The organism is Streptomyces sp. NPDC058663 (assembly GCF_042716745.1).
GTDB lineage: Bacteria > Actinomycetota > Actinomycetes > Streptomycetales > Streptomycetaceae > Streptomyces.
This window is the reverse complement of the sequence record NZ_JBHXRV010000053.1, coordinates 1-23,940: the sequence shown is the minus strand read 5'-3', so window position 1 is coordinate 23,940 and position 23,940 is coordinate 1. Positions and strand designations below refer to the sequence as shown.

The 23,940-nt window shown below is 71.6% G+C and carries 18 protein-coding genes and 1 pseudogene; 8 read left to right on the top strand and 11 right to left on the bottom strand.

All coding sequences use genetic code 11. The annotated features are described in order from the left end of the window. Window positions 1–103 precede the first annotated feature (103 nt). The 4 genes from ACFWVV_RS31020 to ACFWVV_RS31005 are packed head-to-tail and all read left to right on the top strand — an operon-like array spanning window position 104 to window position 3,798. Entirely contained in the window at window positions 104–1,216 is a 1,113-nt protein-coding gene (locus tag ACFWVV_RS31020) for an aliphatic sulfonate ABC transporter substrate-binding protein (protein WP_384356289.1), read from the top strand. A gap of 55 nt (window positions 1,217–1,271) precedes the next feature. Next, entirely contained in the window at window positions 1,272–2,099 is an 828-nt protein-coding gene (locus ACFWVV_RS31015; protein ID WP_384356292.1) for an ABC transporter ATP-binding protein, read from the top strand. Next, a complete protein-coding gene (locus ACFWVV_RS31010; protein WP_384356294.1) occupies window positions 2,086–3,024 on the top strand; it encodes an ABC transporter permease in 939 nt (312 codons plus the stop codon). Before ACFWVV_RS31015 ends, ACFWVV_RS31010 begins: the two co-directional genes overlap by 14 nt. Before the next feature lie 6 nt (window positions 3,025–3,030). Continuing rightward, window positions 3,031–3,798 (top strand): sirohydrochlorin chelatase, encoded by a 768-nt coding sequence (locus ACFWVV_RS31005; protein WP_384356297.1) that lies wholly within the window; start codon window positions 3,031–3,033, stop codon window positions 3,796–3,798. 11 nt (window positions 3,799–3,809) lie between these two features. Here ACFWVV_RS31005 and ACFWVV_RS31000 read toward each other — a convergent pair whose 3' ends face one another. From ACFWVV_RS31000 to ACFWVV_RS30970, 7 genes and pseudogenes are all read right to left on the bottom strand, one after another. Beyond that, a complete protein-coding gene (locus tag ACFWVV_RS31000) occupies window positions 3,810–4,835 on the bottom strand; it encodes a ketopantoate reductase family protein (protein WP_384356300.1) in 1,026 nt (341 codons plus the stop codon). Between the two features lie 59 nt (window positions 4,836–4,894). Beyond that, window positions 4,895–5,446 carry a DUF1697 domain-containing protein gene (locus ACFWVV_RS30995; protein WP_384356303.1) on the bottom strand — a complete coding sequence of 184 codons (552 nt, stop codon included), beginning with the start codon at window positions 5,444–5,446 and terminating at the stop codon, window positions 4,895–4,897. Window positions 5,447–5,558: 112 nt separating this feature from the next. After that, entirely contained in the window at window positions 5,559–6,743 is a 1,185-nt protein-coding gene (locus tag ACFWVV_RS30990; RefSeq protein ID WP_384356306.1) for a S8 family peptidase, read from the bottom strand. A 319-nt stretch (window positions 6,744–7,062) separates the two neighbouring features. Further along, window positions 7,063–8,306, bottom strand: a pseudogene (gene mgt / locus ACFWVV_RS30985) (macrolide-inactivating glycosyltransferase). Window positions 8,307–8,383: 77 nt separating this feature from the next. Continuing rightward, complete coding sequence (locus ACFWVV_RS30980; RefSeq protein ID WP_384356309.1) at window positions 8,384–9,688, bottom strand: ABC transporter substrate-binding protein; 1,305 nt, start codon at window positions 9,686–9,688, stop codon at window positions 8,384–8,386. Next, complete coding sequence (locus ACFWVV_RS30975) at window positions 9,688–10,521, bottom strand: carbohydrate ABC transporter permease (RefSeq protein ID WP_384356340.1); 834 nt, start codon at window positions 10,519–10,521, stop codon at window positions 9,688–9,690. Before ACFWVV_RS30975 ends, ACFWVV_RS30980 begins: the two co-directional genes overlap by 1 nt. Before the next feature lie 2 nt (window positions 10,522–10,523). Continuing rightward, window positions 10,524–11,510 carry a carbohydrate ABC transporter permease gene (locus tag ACFWVV_RS30970; protein WP_384356343.1) on the bottom strand — a complete coding sequence of 329 codons (987 nt, stop codon included), beginning with the start codon at window positions 11,508–11,510 and terminating at the stop codon, window positions 10,524–10,526. A 462-nt stretch (window positions 11,511–11,972) separates the two neighbouring features. Here ACFWVV_RS30970 and ACFWVV_RS30965 point away from each other — a divergent pair, with 462 nt between their 5' ends. Next, window positions 11,973–12,839, top strand: coding sequence for a phosphotransferase enzyme family protein (locus ACFWVV_RS30965; protein WP_384356312.1), 867 nt, complete (start codon window positions 11,973–11,975; stop codon window positions 12,837–12,839). Between the two features lie 128 nt (window positions 12,840–12,967). On the opposite strand, the gene ACFWVV_RS30960 is transcribed toward ACFWVV_RS30965, so the two are convergent. Both ACFWVV_RS30960 and ACFWVV_RS30955 read right to left on the bottom strand, forming a co-directional pair. Beyond that, window positions 12,968–13,702, bottom strand: a complete 735-nt coding sequence (locus ACFWVV_RS30960) for a 3'-5' exonuclease (protein WP_384356315.1) — start codon at window positions 13,700–13,702, stop codon at window positions 12,968–12,970. Between the two features lie 102 nt (window positions 13,703–13,804). After that, window positions 13,805–15,049 (bottom strand): SAV2148 family HEPN domain-containing protein, encoded by a 1,245-nt coding sequence (locus tag ACFWVV_RS30955; RefSeq protein ID WP_384356318.1) that lies wholly within the window; start codon window positions 15,047–15,049, stop codon window positions 13,805–13,807. Window positions 15,050–15,256: 207 nt separating this feature from the next. Between ACFWVV_RS30955 and glgX the strand changes: the two genes are divergently transcribed. Then, window positions 15,257–17,383, top strand: a complete 2,127-nt coding sequence (gene glgX, locus ACFWVV_RS30950) for a glycogen debranching protein GlgX (RefSeq protein ID WP_384356321.1) — start codon at window positions 15,257–15,259, stop codon at window positions 17,381–17,383. On the opposite strand, the gene ACFWVV_RS30945 is transcribed toward glgX, so the two are convergent. Further along, window positions 17,337–18,632, bottom strand: coding sequence for an MFS transporter (locus ACFWVV_RS30945; protein WP_384356324.1), 1,296 nt, complete (start codon window positions 18,630–18,632; stop codon window positions 17,337–17,339). The two genes, glgX and ACFWVV_RS30945, sit on opposite strands and share 47 nt — an antisense overlap. A gap of 105 nt (window positions 18,633–18,737) precedes the next feature. Here ACFWVV_RS30945 and treY point away from each other — a divergent pair, with 105 nt between their 5' ends. After that, window positions 18,738–21,182, top strand: coding sequence for a malto-oligosyltrehalose synthase (gene treY / locus ACFWVV_RS30940; RefSeq protein ID WP_384356327.1), 2,445 nt, complete (start codon window positions 18,738–18,740; stop codon window positions 21,180–21,182). 48 nt (window positions 21,183–21,230) lie between these two features. Here treY and ACFWVV_RS30935 read toward each other — a convergent pair whose 3' ends face one another. Continuing rightward, window positions 21,231–22,211: a LysR substrate-binding domain-containing protein gene (locus ACFWVV_RS30935; RefSeq protein ID WP_384356330.1), complete on the bottom strand. Its 981-nt coding sequence runs from the start codon at window positions 22,209–22,211 to the stop codon at window positions 21,231–21,233. 166 nt (window positions 22,212–22,377) lie between these two features. Between ACFWVV_RS30935 and lpdA the strand changes: the two genes are divergently transcribed. Continuing rightward, window positions 22,378–23,787 (top strand): dihydrolipoyl dehydrogenase, encoded by a 1,410-nt coding sequence (gene lpdA, locus ACFWVV_RS30930; protein WP_384356346.1) that lies wholly within the window; start codon window positions 22,378–22,380, stop codon window positions 23,785–23,787. Window positions 23,788–23,940: the final 153 nt, after the last annotated feature.

Sequence of the window (23,940 nt, the reverse complement as noted above, 5' to 3'; positions counted from 1 at the left end):
GGCGTCGGGCGATGTGTGCGTTGACGTACGCCCTCAGCGCCCGCTCCACCTGTTTCCGCACCTCCTTCCGCGTTTCCGGACGAAGACCCGAGGAATTCCCACCATGTCTGCCCTCCGCCCCACCCTGTTCCGGCCCCTGGCCGCCGCCGTCGCACTGCCCCTGCTGATCGGCGTGCTCGGCGCCTGCGGTTACGGCTCCCAGGCCAAGTCCGAGGACAAGGCCGCTCCTGTCGCCAAGGGCGAGAAGATCGGCGGCCTCGACGAGGTGCGCATCGGCTACTTCGCCAACGTCACCCACGCCACCGCTCTGGTCGGCCTCCAGGAGGGCTTCTTCCAGAAGGAGCTGGGCGGCACGAAGATCAAGTCGCAGGTCTTCAACGCCGGCCCCTCCGAGATCGAGGCGCTGAACGCCAAGGCCATCGACGTCGGCTGGATCGGCCCCTCCCCCTCCATCAACGGCTACACCAAGTCCAAGGGCCAGAACCTGCGGATCATCTCGGGCTCCGCCTCCGGCGGCGTCTCCCTCGTCGTCAACGGGGACCGGATCAAGACCCTGGACGACCTCAAGGGCAAGCGCCTGGCCACCCCGCAGCTCGGCAACACCCAGGACGTCGCGCTCCTGCACTACCTGGCCGGGCGGAAGCTCACGGTGGACGCCACCACCGGCAAGGGTGACGTGACGGTGCTGCGCCAGGACAACAAGGAGATCCCGAACTCCTTCAAGTCCGGTGCCGTCGACGGCGCCTGGGTGCCCGAGCCGACCGCCTCCAAGCTCGTCGCGGACGGCGCGAAGGTACTGCTGGACGAGCGGTCGCTGTGGAAGGGCGGCAAGTTCGTCATCACCAACGTGATCGCCTCGCAGAACTTCCTCGGCCAGCACCCGGACGTCGCCGAGGCCCTGCTGCGCGCCTCGGTGAAGACCAACGCGTGGATCAAGGCGAACCCCGAGAAGGCGAAGGCCAGCATCAACGCCCGGCTGAAGAAGGACTCCGGCAAGGAGCTGCCCGCGAAGGTCCTGGACCCCGCCTTCAAGAACGTCGAGGTCATCGACGACCCGCTGGCCGTGAGTCTGCGGGACTCGGCCGAGCACGCGGTAGGCACCGGGCTGCTCAAGGACCCGCTGCTGGAGGGCATCTACGACCTGCGGCCGTTGAACAAGGTCCTCAAGGCGGCGGGCGGACAGACCGTCGCGGACGCCGGCCTCGGCGTCAAGTAGCCGCTCCCGCGCCGCTGTCAAGCCCATCTGATACGCCCCCTTGGAGGTGAGACCCATGGCCACCGCACTCGTCAAGCAGAACACCGCCGACGGCGCCGCTCCGGTCGCGGACGGGACGGCCGCGCGCCCGGCGTCGTACGCCGCGCGCATCGACCATGTCTCGAAGTCGTTCGGCCGGCCGGGCCCGGGTCAGCAGCTCGTCCTGGACGACATCAGCATCGATGTCGCGCCCGGCGAGTTCGTGACCCTCCTGGGGGCGTCCGGCTGCGGCAAGTCCACGCTGCTCAACCTGGTCGCCGGGCTCGACCGGCCGTCCAAGGGAGCCATCGACGTGCCCGGCGGCCGGCCGGCGCTGATGTTCCAGGAGCACGCCCTGTTCCCGTGGCTGACCGCGGGCAAGAACATCGAACTCGCGCTGAAGCTGCGGGGCGTCGCCAAGACGGAGCGCCGCCCCGAGGCCGAACGGCTGCTGGAACTCGTACGGCTCAAGGGCGCGTACGGCAAGCGGGTGCACGAGCTGTCGGGCGGCATGCGGCAGCGTGTGGCGCTCGCCCGCGCTCTCGCCCAGGACAGTCAGCTGCTGCTGATGGACGAGCCGTTCGCCGCGCTGGACGCCATCACCCGGGACGTGCTGCACGAGGAGCTGACCCGGATCTGGGCCGAGACCTCGGTGTCCGTCCTCTTCGTCACCCACAACGTGCGCGAGGCGGTGCGGCTGGCGGAGCGGGTCGTGCTGCTGTCCTCGCGGCCGGGGCGGATCGCCCGCGAGTGGCGGGTCGGCATTCCGCAGCCGCGCCGGATCGAGGATTCCGCGGTGGCCGATCTGTCCGTCGAGATCACCGAACAACTCCGTGGGGAGATCCGCCGACATGGCCAGCACTGACACCGACGCCTCGCCGGGGGCGCACGCGGCGGCCGACCCGGCCGGCCCGGCGGGGAGCACCGCCAAGGGCTCCGACCTGGCGGGACTCGAAGCGGGCCTGGACGCCCTCGAGACCCGTACCAGCGAGCGCGCGCCGCTCGGCCGGATCCTCCTCGCCAAGGTGGTCCCGCCGCTGGTCGCGGTGACGATCGTCCTCACCCTCTGGCAGCTCGCGGCGGCCTTCGACCTCAAGCCCGACTACGTCCTGCCGGGCCCGCTGGACGTGTGGAAGTCCGTCGAGGCGATGTGGCTCGACGGCACCCTCCTCGGCTACATCTGGACCAGCATCTCGCGCGGCGCGCTGGGCTTCGCCGTCTCCGTCGCCATCGGCACCCCGCTGGGGCTGCTGGTGGCCAGGGTGAAGCCGGTCAGGGCGGCAATCGGCCCGATCCTGTCAGGGCTCCAGTCCCTGCCCTCCGTCGCCTGGGTGCCGGCCGCGATCATCTGGTTCGGTCTCACCAACACGACGATCTACGCCGTTGTCCTGCTGGGCGCCGTGCCGTCGATCGCCAACGGCCTGGTGGCGGGCGTGGACCAGATCCCGCCGCTGTACCTGCGGGCGGGGCGCACCCTGGGCGCGAGCGGCCTCAATGCCGTCCGCCACGTCCTCCTCCCGGCCGCGCTGCCCGGTTACCTGGCGGGTCTCAAGCAGGGCTGGGCCTTCTCCTGGCGCTCCCTCATGGCGGCCGAACTGATCGCCAGCTCGCCGGACCTCGGCACCGGCCTGGGCCAGCTGATGGAGAACTTCCGCACCTACAGCGACATGTCCGGCGTCCTCGCCACGATCATCCTCATCCTGATCGTCGGCATCGGCATCGACCTGCTGTTCTTCTCCCCCCTGGAGCGTCGCGTGCTGCGCAGCCGCGGCCTCCTCGTCAGGAGCTGACCGCCCGTGTACCGCACCCTGCCCCTGGGCCCCACCCCGCCGGCGCTGCTGCTGATCGCCCACGGCAGCCGCGACCCGCGTCACGCGGCGACGGTACGGGCGCTGGCGGCGCGGGTGCGGGTGGCGCGGCCGGGGACGCGGGTGGAGGTGTCGTTCCTGGACTTCGACACGGAGTCCGTGCCCGCTGTCCTGGACCGGCTCGTGGCCCAGGGCGTGCGCGAGGTGGTCGCCCTCCCGCTCCTGCTCACCCGTGCCTTCCACGCCAAGGCCGACATCCCCGCCGTGCTGCGCGAGGTGTCGGTCCGCCACCCCCGCCTGCGCGTCGTGCGCGCGGGTGTCCTGGGCCCGTCCGGCCTGCTGCTGTCCGCCGTGGAGCGGCGGCTGTACGAGGCCGGGCTGCGGCCCGCCGACAAGAGCGCGACCGGGGTCGTCCTGGCCTCGGCGGGCTCCACCGACCCGGAGGCGATCGCAGTGATCGCTGAAATCGCGCGGGAGCTGCGGCACACCGGTTGGTGCGCCGTGCGGCCTGCGTTCGCCTCCGCGGCACTGCCCCGTACCGAGGACGTCGTACGGGAACTGCGGGCGAGTGGGGTACGGCGGGTGGCCGTCGCCCCGTACGTCCTGGCCCCCGGCCGACTGCCGGACCGGATCGCCCGGGGCGCGGTGGCGGCCGACGTCCTCGCGGACGTGCTGGGCGACTGCGAGGAGCTCGCCGAGCTGGTCGCGTTGCGGTACGAGGAGTCGCAGGCCCGGACAGCGGTGGTTGCCGCGTAGGGCGCGCGCCTCTACTCCGCGTCCCGGCGGGCGACTTCCGCCGCCACGTGGGCGGCCACTTCCCCGACGGGCATCGAGCCCGCGGCCCGTCGCTCCCGCGCGAACTCGTTCGCCAGCCGCCGCAGTACGTCGTTGACCGGGGTGGGCACCCCGTGCAGTCCGCCGAGCAGCACGATCTCGCCGTTCAAGTGGTCGGTCTCGATGCTGCCTGTGCCACGCGCCAGGCTCTGCCAGGACGAGCCCGCGCCCGCTCCCCCGGTCGCCGGATCGGCCATGGTGACCTTGCCGTCCCTGACCGCGCTCTGCTCGGCGGCACCGGCCACCGCGATGCCCGCCGCCGCGAGGACCGCCCGGCCCTCCGCCACCATACGGGCGGCCAGGTCCCGGCCCGTGGGCGCGCCGAGTGCCTCGGCGCCGCACAGTGCGCCCAGCGCATTGGCGGTGTTGCTCAGCAGCTTGGCGTACTTCCAGCGCATCGCGTCCGGCACCACCGGGGCCAGGAAGCCGGACTTCTCCAGGTCGGCGGCCATCGCCGCGGCCGTGTCGTCGACACCTCCGGGAAAGCGCCCCAGGTGCAGGATGCCGGTCAGCGGGGCGCCTGCCGCCGACACCGCCCCGGCTTCGAGGAAGGTGGCCGGGAGGTAGACGCACATCGCGTACACCCGGCGGAAGCGGCGCAGGGCGAGGCGCTCGTTCTCCACGCCGTTCTGTGCGCAGACCACGGGCAGCAGGGCGTCCGCGGTGCCGCCGCCGGCGACGGGCCGGCCGCTCCACGCGTCGAGGGCGGCGATGCTGTCCTGGGTCTTGACCGCCAGCACGAGTACGTCGCCGGGGCGCAGGTCCACATCCTTGGGGCCGGCCGCACAGGGGATGCGGAGGGTGCGCGTGCCCTCGGCGGTGGTGAGCCGCAGCCCGGTGTCGCGCAGCGCCGCGAGATGCGTGCCCCGTGCCACGAGCACCACGTCGTGCCCGCTCTCGGCGAGCCGTCCGCCGATCACGCCGCCGACCGCTCCCGCGCCGATGATGATGTACCGCATGCGGCCCCCTCGCTCGTGGTGCGTCGTGCGACGATCATGCCCGAATCCCCGTGGACCGGTCAGGGTGCGGTGAGTTGGACCATCTTCGCCACGGTGTTCCAGTTGCGGGTGGTGGCGGTCAGGCCCTTGGTGAGGGCGGGTCCGGTGAGGGCTTCGCCGAGCTTGGAGCGGCCGAGGCCGTCGGGGGCGTAGAGGTAGAGGGCCTTGTCGCCCAGCCGGAACTCCTCGGGAAGGTATGTCTCCTTCTCCAGTCCGTCGAACCGGTCCGGGTCCGGATCGGTGGAGTAGAAGGTGACGTGGAGCTGTTTGCCTTCGAGTTCGGCGGCCGGAAAGGGGCAGGTCTCGGCGACGGCACGCAGATAGGTGTGGTCGCGGACCAGGCAGGGGACCGTGAAGCCGAAGTGCTTCTCGATGGCCGATTCCAGTGCGCGGGCGAGGTCGTCGACGGGTGCGTCCGCGGCCGCCTCGAAGACGGCGTTTCCGCTGTTGAGATAGGTCGCGACGGAATCGTGCCCCAACTCCGTGAGTACGGTGCGCAGTTCGGCCATCGGCACTCTGACGCCACCCACGTTGATGCCGCGCAGGAGCGCGGCGTACTTCTTCGTCGTCATGGTCCGACGATAGGGGCTGCCACTGACAATCGGCCGCCGCGCCCCGTGGGGGAAGGGCGCGGCGGCCGAGGGTCAGCGGCACCGGGAGATGCCGGCGGTGCTGCGGGGGCCTTTACTCGACGACCTTCAGCAGCTTGTTCGGGGTGCCCGTGGACGGGTTGGTGATCTTGTCCGCGGTGGCGCCGCCGGCCAGGGCCGCCGCGACCTGGGCCGGGGTGGCGCCCTGGTTTCCGGCCAGGTAGAGGGCGGCCGCGCCGGCCACGTGCGGCGTCGCCATCGAGGTGCCGGAGATCGTCTTCGTACCGTTGTCGCTGTCGTTCCACGCCGAGGTGATGTCCGAGCCGGGGGCGTAGAGGTCGACCAGGGAACCGAAGTTGGAGAAGTCGGACTGGGCGTCGTCCTTCGTGGAGGAGGCCACCGTGAGGGCTTCCGGGACGCGCGCCGGGGAGTGGTCCTTGGCGTCACTGGCGTCGTTTCCGGCGGCGACCGCGAAGGTGACACCGGAGGCGATGGCCTTCGCCACCGCCGCGTCGAGGGCCGGGTCGGCACCGCCGCCGAGGCTCATATTGGCGACGGAGGGCCCCTTGTGGTTCTTGGTGACCCAGTCGATGCCCGCCACGACCTGCTCGGTGGTGCCCGAGCCGGAGTCGTCGAGCACCCGCACCGCGACGATCCTGGCCTTCTTGGCCACCCCGTGTGCGGCGCCCGCGATGGTGCCGGCGACGTGGGTGCCGTGGCCGTTGCCGTCGTCCGCGTTGTCGTCGTTGTCGATGGCGTCGAAGCCGGAGACGGCGCGTCCGCCGAAGTCCTTGTGGGTGACGCGGACCCCGGTGTCGACGACGTACGCGGTGACTCCCTCGCCCGCGCTGTCCGGGTAGCTGTACTTCTTGTCCCCGGAAGTGTCGGCCTGGTCGACGCGGTCGATGCCCCAGGAGGGCGGGTTCTCCTGGGTCGCGTCCGCGGTGAACTTCTTGTTCTGCACGACCTTGGCGACGGCCGGGTCGGCGGCCAGTCGCTTGGCCTCCGTCTCGGTGAGGCCGGCGGCGGAGAATCCGTTGATGGCGGAGTTGTAGGTGCGCTTCAGCTCGCCGCCGTAGTTCTTGGCGAGTGCCTTCTTGTCCGCCTTCTGGTCGAGCATCACGATGTAGCTGCCCGCTACCGCACCTTCGGCGTTCGCACCGTACACGGTGCCCTCTGCCGGGGCCGCACCCGCCGTGGGGGCGGTAAGCGCGGTCATGCCTGCCACGGCGGCAACAGTGGTTATCGCCGCGATCAGCCTGGTCCTGTATATGGCCATGAAGAGGGGTCTCCTCGCCATTCTTTTGTGGGGGGAATGTGTGGGGGTACCCCCAAGAACCGGAAGTTCTCCGGGGGTTGGCACGAAACACTGGCGGATTGACGGCGGTAGATCAAGTCCTCGCTGTGGTCGTCATCCATTAAACAAAAACCCTTAATAAATAATCGGGACAGGGCACCCCGAGTCGGGCATTCCCTCAACCGTGCTTACTTCCAGGTCAGTTCATGCCTGCACAGAAAACCCGGCCCTTGCGCATATCGCAGGGACCGGGCTCCTTCACTTCTTCTCGTCTTCTCCTCTTCTCCTCACATGCGACCGGTCAAGGCAGACGCAATTCGGCTTCGATGAGGTCCGCTGCCCGCGTGGTCCCGCCCTCCGCCGCCATGCCGCGGCCGATCTCCCGCAGCCGGGCCGCCACTTCCGGGTCGGAGACAAGGGTGAGGGCGGTGCTGCGCAGGAGGTCGGCGGTGGCGTCCTCGGTGTCGATGCGCCGGGCGACCCCCAGCGCCTGGAGCATGTCCGCGTTGCCGAACTGGTCGACGGCCTGCGGCACCGCGATCATCGGCGTCGCGGTCGCCAGGCCCTCCTGGCTGCCGCCCGCGCCGGCGTGGGTGAGGAACAGATCGGCCTGCCGGAGAATGGACAACTGCGGTACCCAGCTGGCGACTTCCACGTTCGCCGGAATGTCGCCCAGTTCGGAAGGCTCGACGTTGCGGCCGATCTGGAGCACCAGGTGCCACCCCGGAAGGTCCCCGAATGCCTTGATGCACTCGCGGTAGAAACCGGGCTGCTTGGTGAAGGACGAACCGAGCGAGACCAGGGCGACCTTCTCGACGCCGTCCGGCCTGCGCCACTCCCCCTGATCGGCCCTGTCCCCCTGGCATGCGCCGACGAAATGGTAGACCGACTCGTCGACCCGGTCGGCATGCGGCTGGAGCGCCTTGGGGATGAGGACAATCGACTTGCGGGGCATGGCGAACCGCTCGGGGTCGATGTCCGGCATCCCGTTCTCCTCCAGCCAGCCGCGGAACCTGGCGAAGTACGCCCGGCCCCGCTCGGTCTCCCGGAGCCCGGCGTACATCGGTCCGCCGACCTCCTCCTCGTACCCCTGCCAGGCGACCATGTTCGGCGAGAGCGAGATCGAGGAAACGCCCCAGCGGTGGGCGAGGACGGGGGCCGGGTAGGCGGTGATGTCGTGGAGGACGAGGTCCGGTTCGTCGCCCTCGAAGGACTTCGCCAGCTGCGGCAGGACCTGGATGGCGTCGTGCAGGAACGGTTCGAGGTTGTCGATGAGTTCGGTGCCCCAGGCGTCGGGGTCGTCGTCCTCGGTGGGCAGGGTCGAGGTGTAGACCACCGGGCGGGCACCGGTCGCCGCCACCTTGTCGGCATAGGAGGCAGGAATTCCGTAACTCACCCTGTGTCCCCGGGCGACGAGTTCGCGTACGACCTCCAGGCTCGGATTGACGTGGCCGGGAAAGGCGATGGAGAACATGGCGATGTGCGCGGCGGTGCGAGGCTCGGTGTTCATACCGGTACCGTACCGAGACGAGACGTCTCGTGCAAGCTGTTTTTGACGGCGGTCCCCTTCCGTGGGGGCGGGACCGGTGCCCGAGCGGCTCTGCCGAGGGGGCGTCGGCGGGTCAGCGCTGGTAGCGGGCGAGCACCAGGTTTCCGTCCTTCTCCAGGCGCCGCCGCAGAGCCGCCTCGTCGATCGCCCCGCTGTAGTACTCCTGGTAGGCGGGCGTGGCGACCTTGTCCTTCCATTCGGGGTACCCGCGCACCCCTTGCGCGGGTGCCGCCCGCAGCCGGCCGGCGAGGGCGGTGCCGGTGGACCAGCCGTCCTTTTGGCTGTGCAGTGCCGGGTGCTTGAGTGCCTCGGTGCCCGTCGGCAGCATCCAGTCGCCCTCGGCGAGGCGCACCATGTTCGCCGGCCGCAGGAAGAAGTCGATGAACTCGACGGCCTCCTTCTTGTACGGGCTGTCCTCGGCCACCGACAGCGTCTGCGGACTGACGCCCTGGGCGAGACCGTCCTGGCCGGCCGGGGCCGGCAGCACGGTCCACTCGAAGCCTTCCGGTGCCTGTTCGCTGATCTGCTGGCGGTAGGAGAAGCCCAGCGGGACCATGGCGTACTTGCCGCCGAAGAACCCGGGCAGGGTGTCGGAGCCACCCATGCCGAGGGTGGCGGCGGAGGCTGAGCGGTCGGTGTTGACCTGGTCGTGGACGGTGATGGGCACCACCGCGTCGGCGTCGGTGAAGCGGACCCGGAACTTCCCGTCCTCGCCGCGGTGGAACAGTTCGCCGCCCGCCGTGAGGCCGAGGTTGAGAGTGGCGGAGACCGGTTCCTTGAGGGGCCAGGCGACGGCGTACCGCCCCGGGCCCATGTCGGCGGTGAGCTTCCCGGCCACCTGCCGGAACTCGGCCCAGGTCCACGGGCTGTGCGGGGTGGGCACCCGGACGCCCGAGGTCCTGAGCAGCTTCGCGTTCGCGATCAGGACGCGCGGCTCCTGGAGGAAGGGGACGCCGTACACCTTCTTGTCGAAGGTGGTGGTGTCCCAGCTCTGCTGCGGGATGTCCTTCTTCAGCCGGCCCATCGGGCCCTTGAGGTACGGGGTGAGGTCGGCGAGGTCGCCGCCGTGGGCGAAGTCGGCGAGGTCGTCGGAGGCGTCGTGGATGATGTCGGGCGCCTCGCCGCCCTCGAAGGAGGTGAGCAACTGGTCGTGGACGTTGTCCCAGCTGCCCTGGACGTATTCGATACGGACCTTGGGGTGGGCCGCGTTCCACTCCTTCACCAGCTGCTTGTTGATGTCGACGGACTCCTTCTGCCAGGCCAGCGACTGGAAGCGGAGCGTGATCACACCGTTTTTGTCGGGGCCGCGTTCGGTGGCCGCGCAGCCGGAGAGGAGCAGTGCGCCGCAGAGGGCGGCCGGAAGCCATCGGGTGCGCATCAGCTCTTCACCGCCCCGGCCAGCATGCCTCCGGTGAGCCGCTTCTGGATGACCGCGAAGATCACCAGCGAGGGCAGGGTGGCGAGGAAGGCGGCCGCGGCCAGCGGGCCGAGGTCGGCGACGCCCTCGGAGCCGATGAAGTGCGTCAGGATGACCGGCAAGGTCTGCTTCTCCGGGGACTTGAGCAGGACGAGCGCGAAGAAGAACTCGTTCCATGCGGTGATGAAAGCGAACAGCGCGGTGGCGACGAGTCCGGGCGCGAGCAGCGGCGCGGTGACCGAGACGAGGGTACGGAGCCTGCTCGCGCCGTCCACGGCGGCCGCCTCCTCCAGCTCGCGCGGGACCGCGCGCACGTACCCGACGAGCATCCACAGGGCGAAGGGCAGCGACCAGACGACGTACACCATGATCAGGCCGGGCAGCGAGTTGATCAGGTGCAGGTTCTTCAGGATCAGGAACAGCGGAATGATCACCAGCACGAAGGGGAACGCCTGGCTGACCACGACCCAGCCGGTCGCGGCGGTGGTCAGCCGGGAGCGGTGGCGGGCGAGCACGAAGGCCATCGGGGTGGCGATGACGACGGCGATCAGGGCGGCGGCGAGAGCGGCGGTCAGGCTGTTGAGAGCGGCTTCGAGCAGCGGCTGCTCGTCGAAGGCCTGCCGGTAGTTGGCGAGAGCGGGATCCTTGGGAATCCAGGTGGGGTGCAGGTCGCCCAGCTCGCGCGGGGATTTGAAGGACGTGGAGATCAGCCACAGGAACGGGAACGCGAGGAAGACCAGATACGCGAGCAGCGCGAGGTACTGGCCGACGCGTGCGGATCTGCTGGTACGCAGACTCATGTGTCCTCGCCTCCCTTGAGCCGGCCCACCAGGAACAGGGCAAGCAGCACGGAAATGACCGCGACCATGACGCACCCCATGGCTGCGGCGTATCCGAACTGGCCGTAACGGAACGCCTCTTCGTAGGCGAAGAGCATCGGCAGCCTGGTCCGGCCCCCGGGCCCGCCGCTGGTCAGGACGTACACCAGGGCGAAGGAATTGAAATTCCAAATGAAGTTGAGCGCGGTGACGGCCAGCGCGATGGGCTTGAGGGCGGGCCAGGTGACGGTACGGAACCGGCGCCAGGCACCGGCGCCGTCCAGGGCGGCGGCCTCGTGCAGCTCGTGCGGGGTGTTCTGCAGTCCGGCGAGCAGGGCGACGGTGGTCTGCGGCATGCCGGCCCAGATGCCGACGAGGATCACGGCGGGCAGGGCGGTGGCGAGGCCGGTGAGCCAGTCGCGGCCTTCGCCGAGGCCGAGCGTGCGGAGCGTCTCGTTGAGGATGCCCGCGTCGGGGTGGTAGACGAGGCGCCACATGATGCCGACGACGACCTCCGGCATGGCCCAGGGCACGATCGCCAGGGCGCGCGCCAGCCAGCGGAAGCGGAGGTTCTGGTTGAGCAGCAGGGCCAGGCCCATGGCCAGCAGGAACTGGGGGACGGTGACGCCGACCGCCCACAGCAGGCCGATCCGGAAGGAGTCCCAGAAGAGGGTGTCGTGGAGCAGGTCCTCGAAGTTGAGGGCGCCGATCCACTGGGTGGGGGCGGTGCGGCCGGACTGGGAGTCGGTGAAGGCGAGGGCGATGCCGTAGAGCAGGGGGCCGACGCTGAGGATGAGGATCGGGATCAGCGCGGGCAGGACCAGGAACCAGGTGCCGAAGTCAGCCGGCCGGCCGCCGCCTCCGTGGGGTGCGGGGCGGCCTGGCTTGGCAGGTCTGCCGGATCCACCGCGCCTGCCGGGGCCACCCGGTCCGCCGGGTCTGCCCGGTCCGCTGGGGCCACCCAGTCCGCCGGGGTCACCCGGTCCGCCGGGACTGCCGAGGCTGCCGACTCCTCCCGCTCCGCCAGGTCTGCCGGGCCCGCCCGGACTGCCCGGTCCACCGGGGTCACCCGGTCCGCCGGGACTGCCGAGGCTGCCGACTCCTCCCGCTCCGCCAGGTCTGCCGGGGCCGCCCGGCTCGCCGGGACTGCCGGGCTCGCCGGGACTGCCGGTGCGTGGTCGGCCGGGTTCTTCCGGCTGCCCGTTGTCCGTGGCTAATGACACGAATGCGGCTCCTTAGGGGAGTTTGGGCATCTTGTACCGGTCTGGCCACCCCGGCGGCACTCGTCATCGTGCTGACGCCCTGTCGGTTCGTCAAGCCAACCTGCACGCCCTGCCTGCACGGATGCGAGACTTTGACGGATTCACCCCCGGTTCCCCGGGTCCCGGGAACCATGCGGAGAACTACGCGTAACGGAGAGCACCACAATGGACGAGACCCGCGCACGCGAGGTGCTGGAGGCGACCGGGTTCGCCGCCGGGGCGAAGCTGCTGTCCCTGGGCGAGAACGCGGTGTTCGCCGTGGAGGGCGCGGACGGTCCCTTCGTGGCGAAGGTGGGCCGGGGCTCGCCCGACCTGGCGGCGCGTGCCGCGCGCGAACTGGCCGTCGGGCAGTGGCTCGCGACGGCCGGCGTGCCCGCCGTGCGGCCTGCGGCGGCCGAACCCTGGCTGGTGGACGGGCACCCGGTGACGCTCTGGCACAAGCTGCCCGATGCGGTCCGGCCGTCCGAGCCGCGCGATGTGGCCGAGCTGCTGAACCTGGTGCACGCGCTGCCCGCCCCGCCGTTCGCGCTGCCGCCGCGCGATCTGCTGGACGGGGTGGAGCGGTGGCTGCGGTTGGCGGGCGACGCGATCGACGCCGAGGACGCGGTGTATCTGCGGGGGCGCCGGGACGGATTCGCCGCCGCGGCGGCGGCGCTGAACCCGCGGCTGGCGCCGGGACCGATCCACGGGGACGCGCTGCCCCGCAACGTGCTGGTGGGCCCGGACGGCCCGGTGCTGGTGGACCTGGAGACCTTTTCGTCGGACTTCCGTGAGCACGACCTGGTGGTCATGGCGCTGTCCCTGGACCGGTACGGGCTGCCCGGTGAGGCGTACGACGCGTTCGTCGGTACGTACGGGTGGGACGTGCGGGAGTGGGACGGGTGCACGGTGCTGCGGGGGGCGCGGGAAACGGCCAGCTGCGCGTGGGTGGCTCAGCATGCGCCGACCAATGCGAAGGCGCGGGAGGAGTTCCGGCGGCGGGTGGGGTCGCTTCGGGAGGGGGACGGGCAAGTGCGGTGGTACCCGTTCTGACGGGTGGTGTGTGGGGCGGGGTCCCACGCACCGGGGCCCACAGACCGGGGTCCCACGGACCGGGGCCCCACCCCCACCGACCGGGGCTCCACCGGCCCCCGGCGCACAAGGGGGCTGGGCAGGGGGTGTCAGTGAGCGACTGGGGTGGGGGCGCGGAGGGGCCAGGTGGGGTCGATGACGGCGTCCTTGGTGCCCTTTTCGCGGAGGAACTCCTGGAAACCGGTGGCCCAGTCCGCGTACCACTTCACCTGCTCCTGGTGCAGCTCGGAGAGGGTGAGGGCGGCGATGGAGGGGTGCCGCTCCGCTATCGCGAGGGCGACGTGGACCGCGGCGAGCGCGTCCGCGGATGCCTCGTGCGCACCGTCGAGCACCACCGCGTACTCCACGCAGACCGCTTCGAGGGTGCGCTTGCCGCGCCGGTAGCGGTCCACCGCGCGGTCGATGGTGAGCGGGTCGACGACGGGGCCGATCCCCACGTCCCCGGTCAGGGCGGCCAGCCGGTCGCCGAGCGCGGGCAGACCGTACCTGGCCAGTTCGGCCGAGAGCAGCGTCAGGTCGAAGGCCGCGTTGTACGCGACCACCGGGACACCCCGCGCCCAGTTCTCCACCAGCAACTGGGCGACCTCGTCGGCGACCTCGCGCGCCGGGCGCCCCTCGGCGCTCGCCCGCTCACTGCTGATCCCGTGTATCGCCGAGGCCTGGGAAGGAATCCGCACCCCCGGATCGGCGAGCCACAACCGCTGACCGGTCACCACCCCGCCCCGCACCTCGACGACCGCCGCGGTGACGATGCGCGACTCCAGCGGATCCGTACCCGTGGTCTCCAGGTCGAAGCCGATCAGCGATTCCCCGTGCCATCCCATGTCCTGGGCCTCCTTCGGTGTGCTCCCCCAACGGAGAACCACCCTCGCACGCACCACTGACAATCCGGCCACGAAGATCGTCCGGAGGCCGGTAGGGGCCGGTCAGGAGACCGGTCTGGAGTCCGTCCACACCGCTTCGAATTCCTCCCGGTACGTCTCGAAGAGGCCGTGCTCGGTCTCCTGCCCGTGTCGCACCACGCCGTCGCGTCCGCCCCGGCCGCCGCCGCGCAGCACCAGCACCGGCGCCTCCATGCCGCGTGCCCTGCGCAGGTACGACTGGACCACGGCGAGCCCGCCGGGGCCGTCACCGTCGACGAGGTAGGCGGTGAAGCGCGGTGTCTCGTCGAAGACCTGGATCTGGAAGGCGCCCGGGTCGCGGAGACTGGCCCGCACCCGCCGCATATGGAGGATGTTCATCTCGACCGAACGGCTCAACTCGCCTTTTTTCAAGCCGAGTTCTCGTTCGCGGCGCTTCACCGAGCTGCTCGCGGGATTGAGGAAGAGCAGCCGCACCCGGCAGCCTGCCTCGGCGAGTCTGACCAGTCGGCGACCGGAGAAGTTCTGCACCAGCAGATTGAGGCCTATGCCGATCGCGTCGACCCTGCGCGCACCGCCGAAGAGGTCCTCTGCGGGCAGCTGCCGCTGGAGCCGCACCCGGTCCGGGTGGACCGACACCACGTCCGCGTAGCGGTCGCCGACCAGGTCCTCGACGGCGTCCACCGGCAGCCGGTCGGCGGCGGGCGCGCCGGAGCCCGCGCCGAGGATTTCCAGGAGGCGGGCGGAAGCCCGTTCCGCCTGGGCCAGGACGGTGACCGACAGGGCCCGGTTGCGGGAGACGACGTTGCGGGTCACCTCCAGTTCGTCCAGGGCGAGTTCGACGTCGCGGCGGTCCTCGTAGTACGGCTCGAAGCACGGCCAGTGCTGCACCATCAGCTCGCGCAGCTGCGGCAGTGTGAGGAAGCTGAGGATGTTGTCGTCGGCGGGGTCCAGCAGATAGCCCTTGCGCCGGCTCACCTCGCGGACGGCAACGGCGCGCTGCACCCACTCCTGTCCGGCGGGGCCGGCGGCGGCCACCACCCACTCCTCGCCGTGCACCGGTTCGTACACCGGGCGCAGGACGGCGGCGACCACGGCCCGCATCCGCTGTTCGACCAGATTGAGCCAGATGTAGGCGCGGCCCGCCCGCTGGGCGCGGGTCCGCACCTCGCTCCAGTCGTCCGCGCCCCAGTCCAGTTCCGCGCCGATCTCCATCGGCCGCGCGAGCGAGACCGTACCGGGCGGGATGTCGCCCGAGCCCCCCTCGTGACCCGTGTCACCTGGGGGTAGCTCCAGCCCTCCCGAGCTCACCCACGCACCGCCTTCTGAATGCTTTTCCGACCATCGCCAACGATCAAGGAAGAGTACTCCGCATGGGGTGGCGGGTGCAGCCGTTCCCCGAGACGGCGGGAAGAATGCGGCAGAAGGCCGGAACACCTGAGCGAGCGGACCGCATTGCGGGAGGATTCGGGGGAAGATCTGACGCTACGTCGTCCGCTGAACGGAAGAGTCGATGCGATGAAGATCTGGCCGGGGCAGGCCTATCCCCTGGGTGCCACGTACGACGGTGCCGGTACCAACTTCGCCGTCTTCTCGGAGGCCGCTGACCGCATCGAGCTGTGCCTGCTGGGGGACGACGGCTCGGAGACGGCGGTGGAGCTGCGCGAGACCGACGCGTTCGTCCGCCACGCCTATCTGCCGGGCGTCATGCCCGGTCAGCGCTACGGTTACCGCGTGCACGGCCGGTACGAGCCCTCCCTGGGGCTGCGGGCGAACTCCGCGAAGCTGCTGCTCGACCCGTACGCGAAGGCGATCAGCGGCGAGATCGAGTGGGGCGAGTCGGTGTACGGCTACCACTTCGGCAAGCCGGACTCCCGCAACGACCAGGACTCCGCGCCGCACACCATGACCTCGGTGGTGGTCAATCCGTACTTCGACTGGGGCGACGACCGGCCGCCGCGCACCGAGTACCACCGCACGATCCTGTACGAGGCGCATGTCAAGGGCCTCACGATGCTGCATCCCGGCCTCCCCGACGAGCTGCGCGGTTCCTACGCGGCCCTGGCCCACCCGGCGATCATCGACCATCTGGTGGAACTGGGCGTCACGGCGGTGGAGTTGATGCCCGTGCACCAGTTCGTCAACGACCACCGGCTGGCCGACGCGGGGCTGAGCAACTACTGGGGCTACAACACCATCGGCTTCTTCGCCCCGCACAACGCCTACGCCTCCTGGGGCGACCGGGGCGAGCAGGTCCTGGAGTTCAAGACGGCGGTCAAGGCGCTGCACGAGGCGGGCATCGAGGTGATCCTCGACGTGGTCTACAACCACACGGCGGAGGGCAACCACCTGGGGCCGACGCTGTCGTTCCGGGGCCTCGACAACCAGTCGTACTACCGGCTCACCGGCAATCCGAAGTACTACATGGACACCACGGGCACCGGCAATTCCCTGCTGATGCGCTCCCCGCACGTGCTCCAGCTGATCATGGATTCGCTGCGGTACTGGGTGACCGAGATGCGGGTGGACGGGTTCCGCTTCGATCTCGCGGCGACGCTGGCCCGCCAGTTCCACGAGGTCGACCGGCTGTCCTCGTTCTTCGACCTGGTGCAGCAGGATCCGATCGTCAGCCAGGTGAAGCTGATCGCTGAGCCGTGGGACCTCGGCGAGGGCGGCTACCAGGTGGGCAACTTCCCGCCGCTGTGGACCGAGTGGAACGGCAAGTACCGGGACACCGTGCGCGACATGTGGCGGGGTGAGCCGCAGACGATCGCGGAGTTCGCCGGACGGCTGACCGGCTCCTCCGACCTCTATCAGGACGACGGGCGCCGGCCGCTCGCCTCGATCAATTTCACCACCTGCCACGACGGTTTCACCCTGCACGACCTGGTCGCCTACAACGACAAGCACAACGATGCCAACGGCGAGGGGAACCGGGACGGCGAGAGCCACAACCGCTCGTGGAACTGCGGCGCCGAGGGCCCCACCGAGGACCCGGCGGTGCTGGCGCTGCGGCAGCGGCAGATGCGCAACTTCATGGCGACGCTGATGCTGTCGCAGGGTGTGCCGATGCTCAGCCACGGCGACGAGTTCGCGCGCAGCCAGAACGGCAACAACAACGCCTACTGCCAGGACAACGAGCTGGCCTGGGTGCCATGGCCCGATACGGACGACGGCGACGCCACGGGCGGCACGCTGCTGGCCTTCACGCGCGCGATGGTGGCACTGCGCCGCGAGCACCCGGTCTTCCGGCGCCGCCGCTTCTTCCACGGCCGGCCGGTGCGGGGCACGCAGGACGAGCTCACGGACATCGCGTGGTTCACCCCGGAGGGCGACGAGATGGCCCAGGAGGACTGGGAGGCGGCGCACGCGAAGGCGTTGACGGTGTTCCTGAACGGGGAGGCGATCTCGGAGCCGGGACCGCGCGGCGAGCGGATCGCCGACGACTCGTTCCTGCTGATGTTCAACGCGGGCGCCGAGACGCTGGACTTCACGGTTCCGGCGGACCACGGGCAGCAGTGGCAGGTGGTCGTGGACACCGCGTGCGAGGACGGCGTACCGCCCGGGACGGGTGCCAAGCACGACGGCGGTGACCGCCTCACGTTGATCGGGCGGAGTCTGACGGTTCTGCAGCGTCCTGCGTGAGCGCGGTGCCTGTGACGGTGCGCCCCCGGACGGCCCGGGGGCGCACCGCCCAGGACAGCCCCGCGCAGAGGACCGCCGCGCCGGTCGCGACGGCGAACGCGGCGGGCGGCCCGCTGCTCTCGGCAAGCCGCCCGGAGACAGCGAGGGCCAGCGCCTGCCCGCCGACGATCCCGCTCATCAGGAAGGCCATCGATTCGGCCAGTCGGCCCATGGGCACCACTCGTTCGGTGAGTCCGAAAATCGTGATCATGTGCGGGGCGTACGCGACACCGAGCACGACCACGACGGCGTACAGCGCCCACAGGCTTCCCACGAAGACCAGCGGCACGGACAGCACCACCAGTGCGGCGGTGGCGGCCCGCCAGCGGGCCGACAGGCCGATCCGGGCGGGCACCGCCGCCATCGAGAAGCCCGCGACCGCGCTCATGACGCCCATCGCCGCGTAGACGAGTCCGGCCTGTTCCGGCATTCCCAGGTCGTCGGTGAGGGCGGTGATGCCCGCCTGGGAGGCGCCGAACATGGCGCCCTGGAGGGCCATCGCGGTGCGCAGCGCGTAGACGGAAGCGGGCAGCCTCGTGCGATCGGCGGAGGCGGTGCGCGCGGCAGGGCGTAGCAGGGAGGCCGTCGGATGCAGGGCGAACCAGGTACCGCAAACGGCGAGGAGTCCCGCGGCGGCCAGCAGGGCCGCGGCCGGGTGCGCGACGGCCACCGCGAGGCCGACCAGGGCGGGCCCGAGGACGAAGGTGACCTCGTCCAGGGTGCCTTCGAAGGACAGCACGGTGCCGATGAGCCGCTCGTCGGCGTTCTCGCGGCGGGCCAGGGCCAGGGTGCGGCTGCGCGCCATGGGGCCGATCTGCGGTACGGAGGCACCGGCGACGACGGCGATCAGGGCGAGCGGCAGGGTGTCGGTGCGGGCGAGGGCGGCGAGGACCAGGGCGGTGACGGCGACGGCGTTCAGCAGGGTCGCCAGGAGCACCACGACGCGCTGCCCGCGCCGGTCGGCGGCCCGGCCGAGCAGCGGCCCGCCGACGGTCTGTCCGGCGGCCAGGGCGCCGCCCACGAGTCCGGCGGTGGTCAGGCTGCCGCTGGTCTCGGCGACCAGGAGCAGCGTGCCGAGCTGGCACATGGCGAGCGGGAGGCGGCCGAGGAAGGAGACGACGGGCAGGACGGGACCGGTGAGCGCGATGGCTTCCCGGTAGCTCTGCCGGTAGGTACGCCATGCTCTCGAAGCGGCTCTGTTCTTCCTCACGGCACTCTTTCCAGCTCCAGCCATGCGGTGAAATTAGCGCCGCGCCCACAGAGGGGTGCATGGGCTGATGACACAGAAGCCCCGAATGCGGGTACGTACGTTCGCATGACGCCGACCTCCACCTATCGCCTCCAGCTGCAGCCCTCCTTCCCGTTCGATGCCGCCGCGGCGACGGTGCCGTACCTGGCCGCCCTCGGCATCTCCCATCTGCACCTGTCCCCCGTCCTGGAAGCCGTGCCCGGCTCGACGCACGGTTACGACGTGGTGGACCACACGCGCGTACGCGAGGAGCTGGGCGGTGAGGAGGGCCTGCGGGCGCTCGCGCGCACGGCGCGGGCGCACGGTCTCGGACTGGTCCTGGACATCGTCCCCAACCACATGGCCGTCCCCGCCCCGGAGCACCTCAACGGGCCGCTGTGGGAGGTGCTGCGGGACGGTCCCGCCTCGCGGTACGCCCGCTGGTTCGACGTGGACTGGGAGGGGGGCGGGGGCAAGGTGCTGCTGCCGGTGCTCGGCGGGCGGCTCGGCGACGAGCTGGAGCACCTGCACGTCGAGGACGGGGTGCTGCGCTACTTCGACCACGCCTTCCCCCTGCGCGAGGGCACCGAGAAGCTGCCGCTGCCCGAGCTGCTCGACGCCCAGTGGTACCGGCCCGCCTGGTGGCGGCTGGCCCGCACGGAGCTCAACTACCGCCGCTTCTTCACCATTTCGGACCTGATCGGGGTGCGGGTGGAGGATCCGGAGGTGTTCGCCGCCACTCACGCGAAGATCCTGGAGCTGGTGCGGGACGGGGTGGTGGAGGGCCTGCGGATCGACCACCCGGACGGCCTCGCCGCCCCCGGTGACTACCTGCGGCGGCTGGCGGAAGGGGCGACGGAGGCCGCGGACGGGCCGGGGCGCACCGTGTGGACCGTGGTGGAGAAGATCCTCACCGGGCAGGAGCGGCTGCCCGCCGACTGGCCGGTTGCCGGGACCACGGGCTACGACGCCCTCCACCGCGTCGACGGACTGTTCGTGGACCCCGCGGGCGCCGAGGAACTGGCCGGGTTCTACCGCGCGTTTGCCGACCCCGCGGGCGACCGGGGAGGATATTGGGCGGCGACCGTACGCCGGGCCGCCCACCGCGTACTGACCCACGAGCTGGCCGCCGAGACGGACTTCCTGGTGCGGACCGCGGAACGCATCTGCGCGGCCGACCCCGCGCTGCGCGACCACGCCCCGTGGGCCCTGCGTACCGCCCTGCGCGAGTTGCTCGTCCGGATGCCCGTGTACCGCCCGTACGTGGCGGCGGGCGGGCCCACGCCCGAGGAGGCGGAGGCGACGCTGCCGCCCGAGGCCGTGCGGGAGGCGAAGGCGGTGTTCTCCGTCGCCGAGGAGGCCGGCGCCGTGGACGTCGTGCGTGAGCTGGCGCTGGGCCGGCTGGGGGCGGGGGAAGCGCACCGGGCCTTCTGCGTGCGGTTCGCGCAGACCTCGTCCGCGCTGCGGGCCAAGTCGGTGGAGGACACCGCCTTCTACCGGTACACCCCGCTGCTGTCCGCGGGCGAGGTGGGCGGGGATCCGGGGCGGCCCGGGGTGCCGCCCGAGGAGTTCCACGCGTTCTGCGCCCGGCTCGCCCGCGACTGGCCGGCCACCGGGACCGTACTGTCCACCCACGACACCAAGCGCAGTGCGGACGTACGGGCGCGGCTCGCGGTTCTGTCCGAGTGCCCGCAGCGGTGGGCGGGGCTGCTGGACCGGGTGGCCGGGACGGCGGCGGCACCCGACCCGCACCTGGCGTGGGTGGGCTGGCAGACCGCCGCCGCCTTCCCCGGCGCGGGGGCGGAGCGCCTGGTTCCGGCACTGCTGAAGGCCGCGCGGGAGGCGGGGCTGCACACCAGCTGGACGGAACAGGACACGGCGTACGAACAGGCGCTGGAGGGCTTCGTACGGTCCGGGCCCGCCGGCCCCGCCTCCTACGAACTCGCCCTTTTCCAAAGGGAGTTGGCTCCCCATGTGCGGGCCAATGTGCTGGGCGCCGCGCTGGTGCAGCTGACGATGCCGGGGGTGCCCGAGCTGTACCAGGGGACGGAACGGGAGTATCTGGCGCTGGTCGATCCGGACAACCGGCGGCCGGTGGTGTTCGACGGGGAGGAGCTGGAACGGGCGCGGGCCGGGTCGGCCCCCGGGCATCCCGGCGCGCAGGGTGCCGGTGGCCTGTCGGACGAGAAGCTGGCGCTGACCGCGGCCGCCTTGTGGCTGCGGCGCGAGCGGCCCGAGGTGTTCGGCGAGACGGCCACGTACGTGCCGCTGGCCGCCCGCGGCCCGGCTGCCCGGCACTGCGTGGCGTTCGCGCGGGCCGGGGAGGCGGTCACGGTGGTGACCCGGCTGTCGCTCCGGCTGGCGGAGGCGGGCGGCTGGCAGGACACGGTGGTGGAGCTGCCGGAGGGACGGTGGAGGGAGTGCACGGGGACCGGGACGGGGCGGGAGTACGAGGGGACGGTGGCGCTGGCGGATCTGCTGCGGGAGCGGCCGGTGGCACTGCTGGTAAGGGCGGCGGGTGAGGCGGGCTGAGGGGTGCTGCGGACCGAGCGGCCCCGGGGCCGGGCACACGGAGTCCGGCTACGCGGGGCCGGGCACGCGGAGTCCGGCTACGCGGGGCCCGGGCCCGCAGGGGGCGCTTCCGGGGGGCGTGGGCGCGCAGGCGTCCGCGGCTGACTCTCCGTACGGTGAGGAGCGGCGCAGGAGCTCCGTGAAGCGGGTCGCCGCGCCGGTCAGCTCGACCCGGGAGTACACCGTGAGGGCACGGCGCCAGGGCGGGTCCACGGAGAGCACCACGCAGTCCTCGCCCACCGCGCCCCGGACGACGTGGGACGGCGCGGTGGCCACTCCCACCCCGGCGGCGGCCATCCGCACCGCGGTGGAGGTGTGTTCGGTACGGACCGCGGTGCGCGGCGAGAAGCCCGCCCGCCCGCAGGCCCAGTCGAGAAAGGCGCGCCCTTCGACGACGGCCTCCATCGCGCACCGGACCCAGGAGTGCCCGGACAGCTCTTCGAGCCGGACCGTCGTACGCCCCGCCAGGGGGTCGTCGAAGGGCACAACCAGCACGATCTCCTCCTGCCCCACCCGCACCACGGGCCCCGGCCAGTGTGCGGGTTCGGGGCCCACGGCGAGATCGGCGACGCCGCGTTCGACGTGGTCCTCCAGGGCCTCGGTGGTGGCGTACTCGTGCAGGTGGAGGGTGACGCCCGGGTGCGCCCTGCGCCAGCGGGCGAAGACGTCGGGGAGGATGCCGACGGCCACCGAGTGCAGGGCGGCGACATGCAGTTCACCGCCCTGCGCTCCGGCTGCCGCGCGGGCGGCGCGGCGGGCCTGGACGGCGCTGCGGACGGCGCGTTCGGCGTGCGGGAGGTAGGCGCGGCCCATCACGGTGAGGCCCACGCCGCGCGGTCTGCGCTCCAGGAGCGGGCCGCCGACGGACTTCTCCAAGGCCTTGATCTGGTGCGAGAGAGCGGGCTGGGTGACGTGCAGCAGCTCGGCGGCGCGGGTGAAGGACTCCTCCTGGACGACGGTCAGGAAGTACTCCATCTGACGCAGGCTCATATCTCGTTCGCTCCTTCCCCCGGTGGGCCGCCCGGCCCCGTCCGGGAACGCCCCTCCCGGGGCACCCGCCCCATGCACCACGTGCATCGCAGCCACACAATTATTGCCTTGGACGCATCACCGCTGGTCGGCGGAGGGTGAGGCCATGGACAACATCGACACGCGGATGACCGCGGACGCAGACGTGGACGTACTGGTGATCGGCGGCGGCACCGGCGGGTACAGCACCGCGCTGCGGGCCGCCGCCCTCGGCCTGAGGGTGGTGCTCGCCGAGCGCGACAAGGTGGGCGGCACCTGTCTGCACCGCGGCTGCATCCCCTCCAAGGCGATGCTGCACGCCGCCGAACTGGTCGACGGCATCGCGGAGGCCCGGGAGCGCTGGGGGGTGAAGGCCACGCTGGACTCGGTGGACTGGCCGGCGCTGGTGGCGACCCGGGACGACATCGTCTCCCGCAACCACACCGGCGTGGAGGGGCACCTGGCCCACGCGGGGGTGCGAGTGGTGCGCGGGAGCGCGGAACTGACCGGCCCGCGGGCGGTACGCGTCGAGGGACACGGGGAGTTCACCTCGCGCCGGGGCATCGTCCTGGCCACCGGCTCCCGGCCCCGGACGCTGCCCGGCCTGACCCCGGACGGGCGGCGGGTCGTCACCAGTGACGACGCGCTCTTCGCACCCGGGCAGCCCGCCTCGGTGCTGGTGCTGGGCGGTGGGGCGATCGGTGTCGAATACGCCTCGTTCCACCGCTCGATGGGCGCCGAGGTGACGCTGGTGGAGGCGGCGGAACGGCTCGTCCCGCTCGAAGACGCCGATGTCGGCCGCCATCTGACACGCGGGCTGAAGAAGCGCGGCATCGACGTGCGGACCGGGGCGCGGATGCTGGACGCCCAGGTGCTGGAGAACGGGGTACGGGCGACGGTGAGGACCGCGCGCGGCGAGAACCGCACCGTGGAGGCGGAGCGACTGCTGGTCGCGGTCGGACGCGTCCCCGTGACCAACGGGCTGGGCCTGGCGGCCGCCGGTCTCACCACCGACGAGCGGGGGTTCGTGGCCCCGGCCGACTGGTCCCGGCTGGAGACGGCGGTGCCCGGCATCCATGTGGTGGGCGATCTGCTGCCGCCGCCCTCGCTCGGTCTGGCGCACGCCTCGTTCGCCGAGGGGCTGCTGGTGGCGGAGACGCTCGCCGGGGTCGCCTCGCCGCCCGTGGACTACGCGACGGTGCCACGGGTGACGTACTCCTCGCCGCAGACCGCCGCCGTCGGCCTGAGCGAGGCCGAGGCCCGCGGTCTCGACCTGGACGTCGTGGTGAACTCCATGCCGCTGACCGCCGTCGCCAAGGGCATGGTGCACGGCCGGGGCGGGGTGGTGAAGGTGGTCGCCGAACGCGGCGGCCGAGTTCTCGGCGTGCATCTGGTCGGCCCCCATGTCTCGGAGATGATCGCCGAAAGCCAGCTCGTCGTCGGCTGGGACGCCGAACCCTCCGACGTCGCCCACCACATCCACGCCCACCCGACCCTCTCGGAAGCGGTCGGCGAAACCTTCCTGACCCTCGCGGGCCGGGGCCTGCACCAGCAGTAACCGCAGCCGGGACGCACCGGAGGCGGTGGAGCCGGGGGTGGCGCGGAATCGGTGTCGGCAGCTGCGGACCAGGGGCGGCGGGGCCGGAGTGGACTCGGCGTCGGTAGCCGACGGCCGGAGGCGGCGGGGCCGGGGGAGAGTCCACCCCGGCCC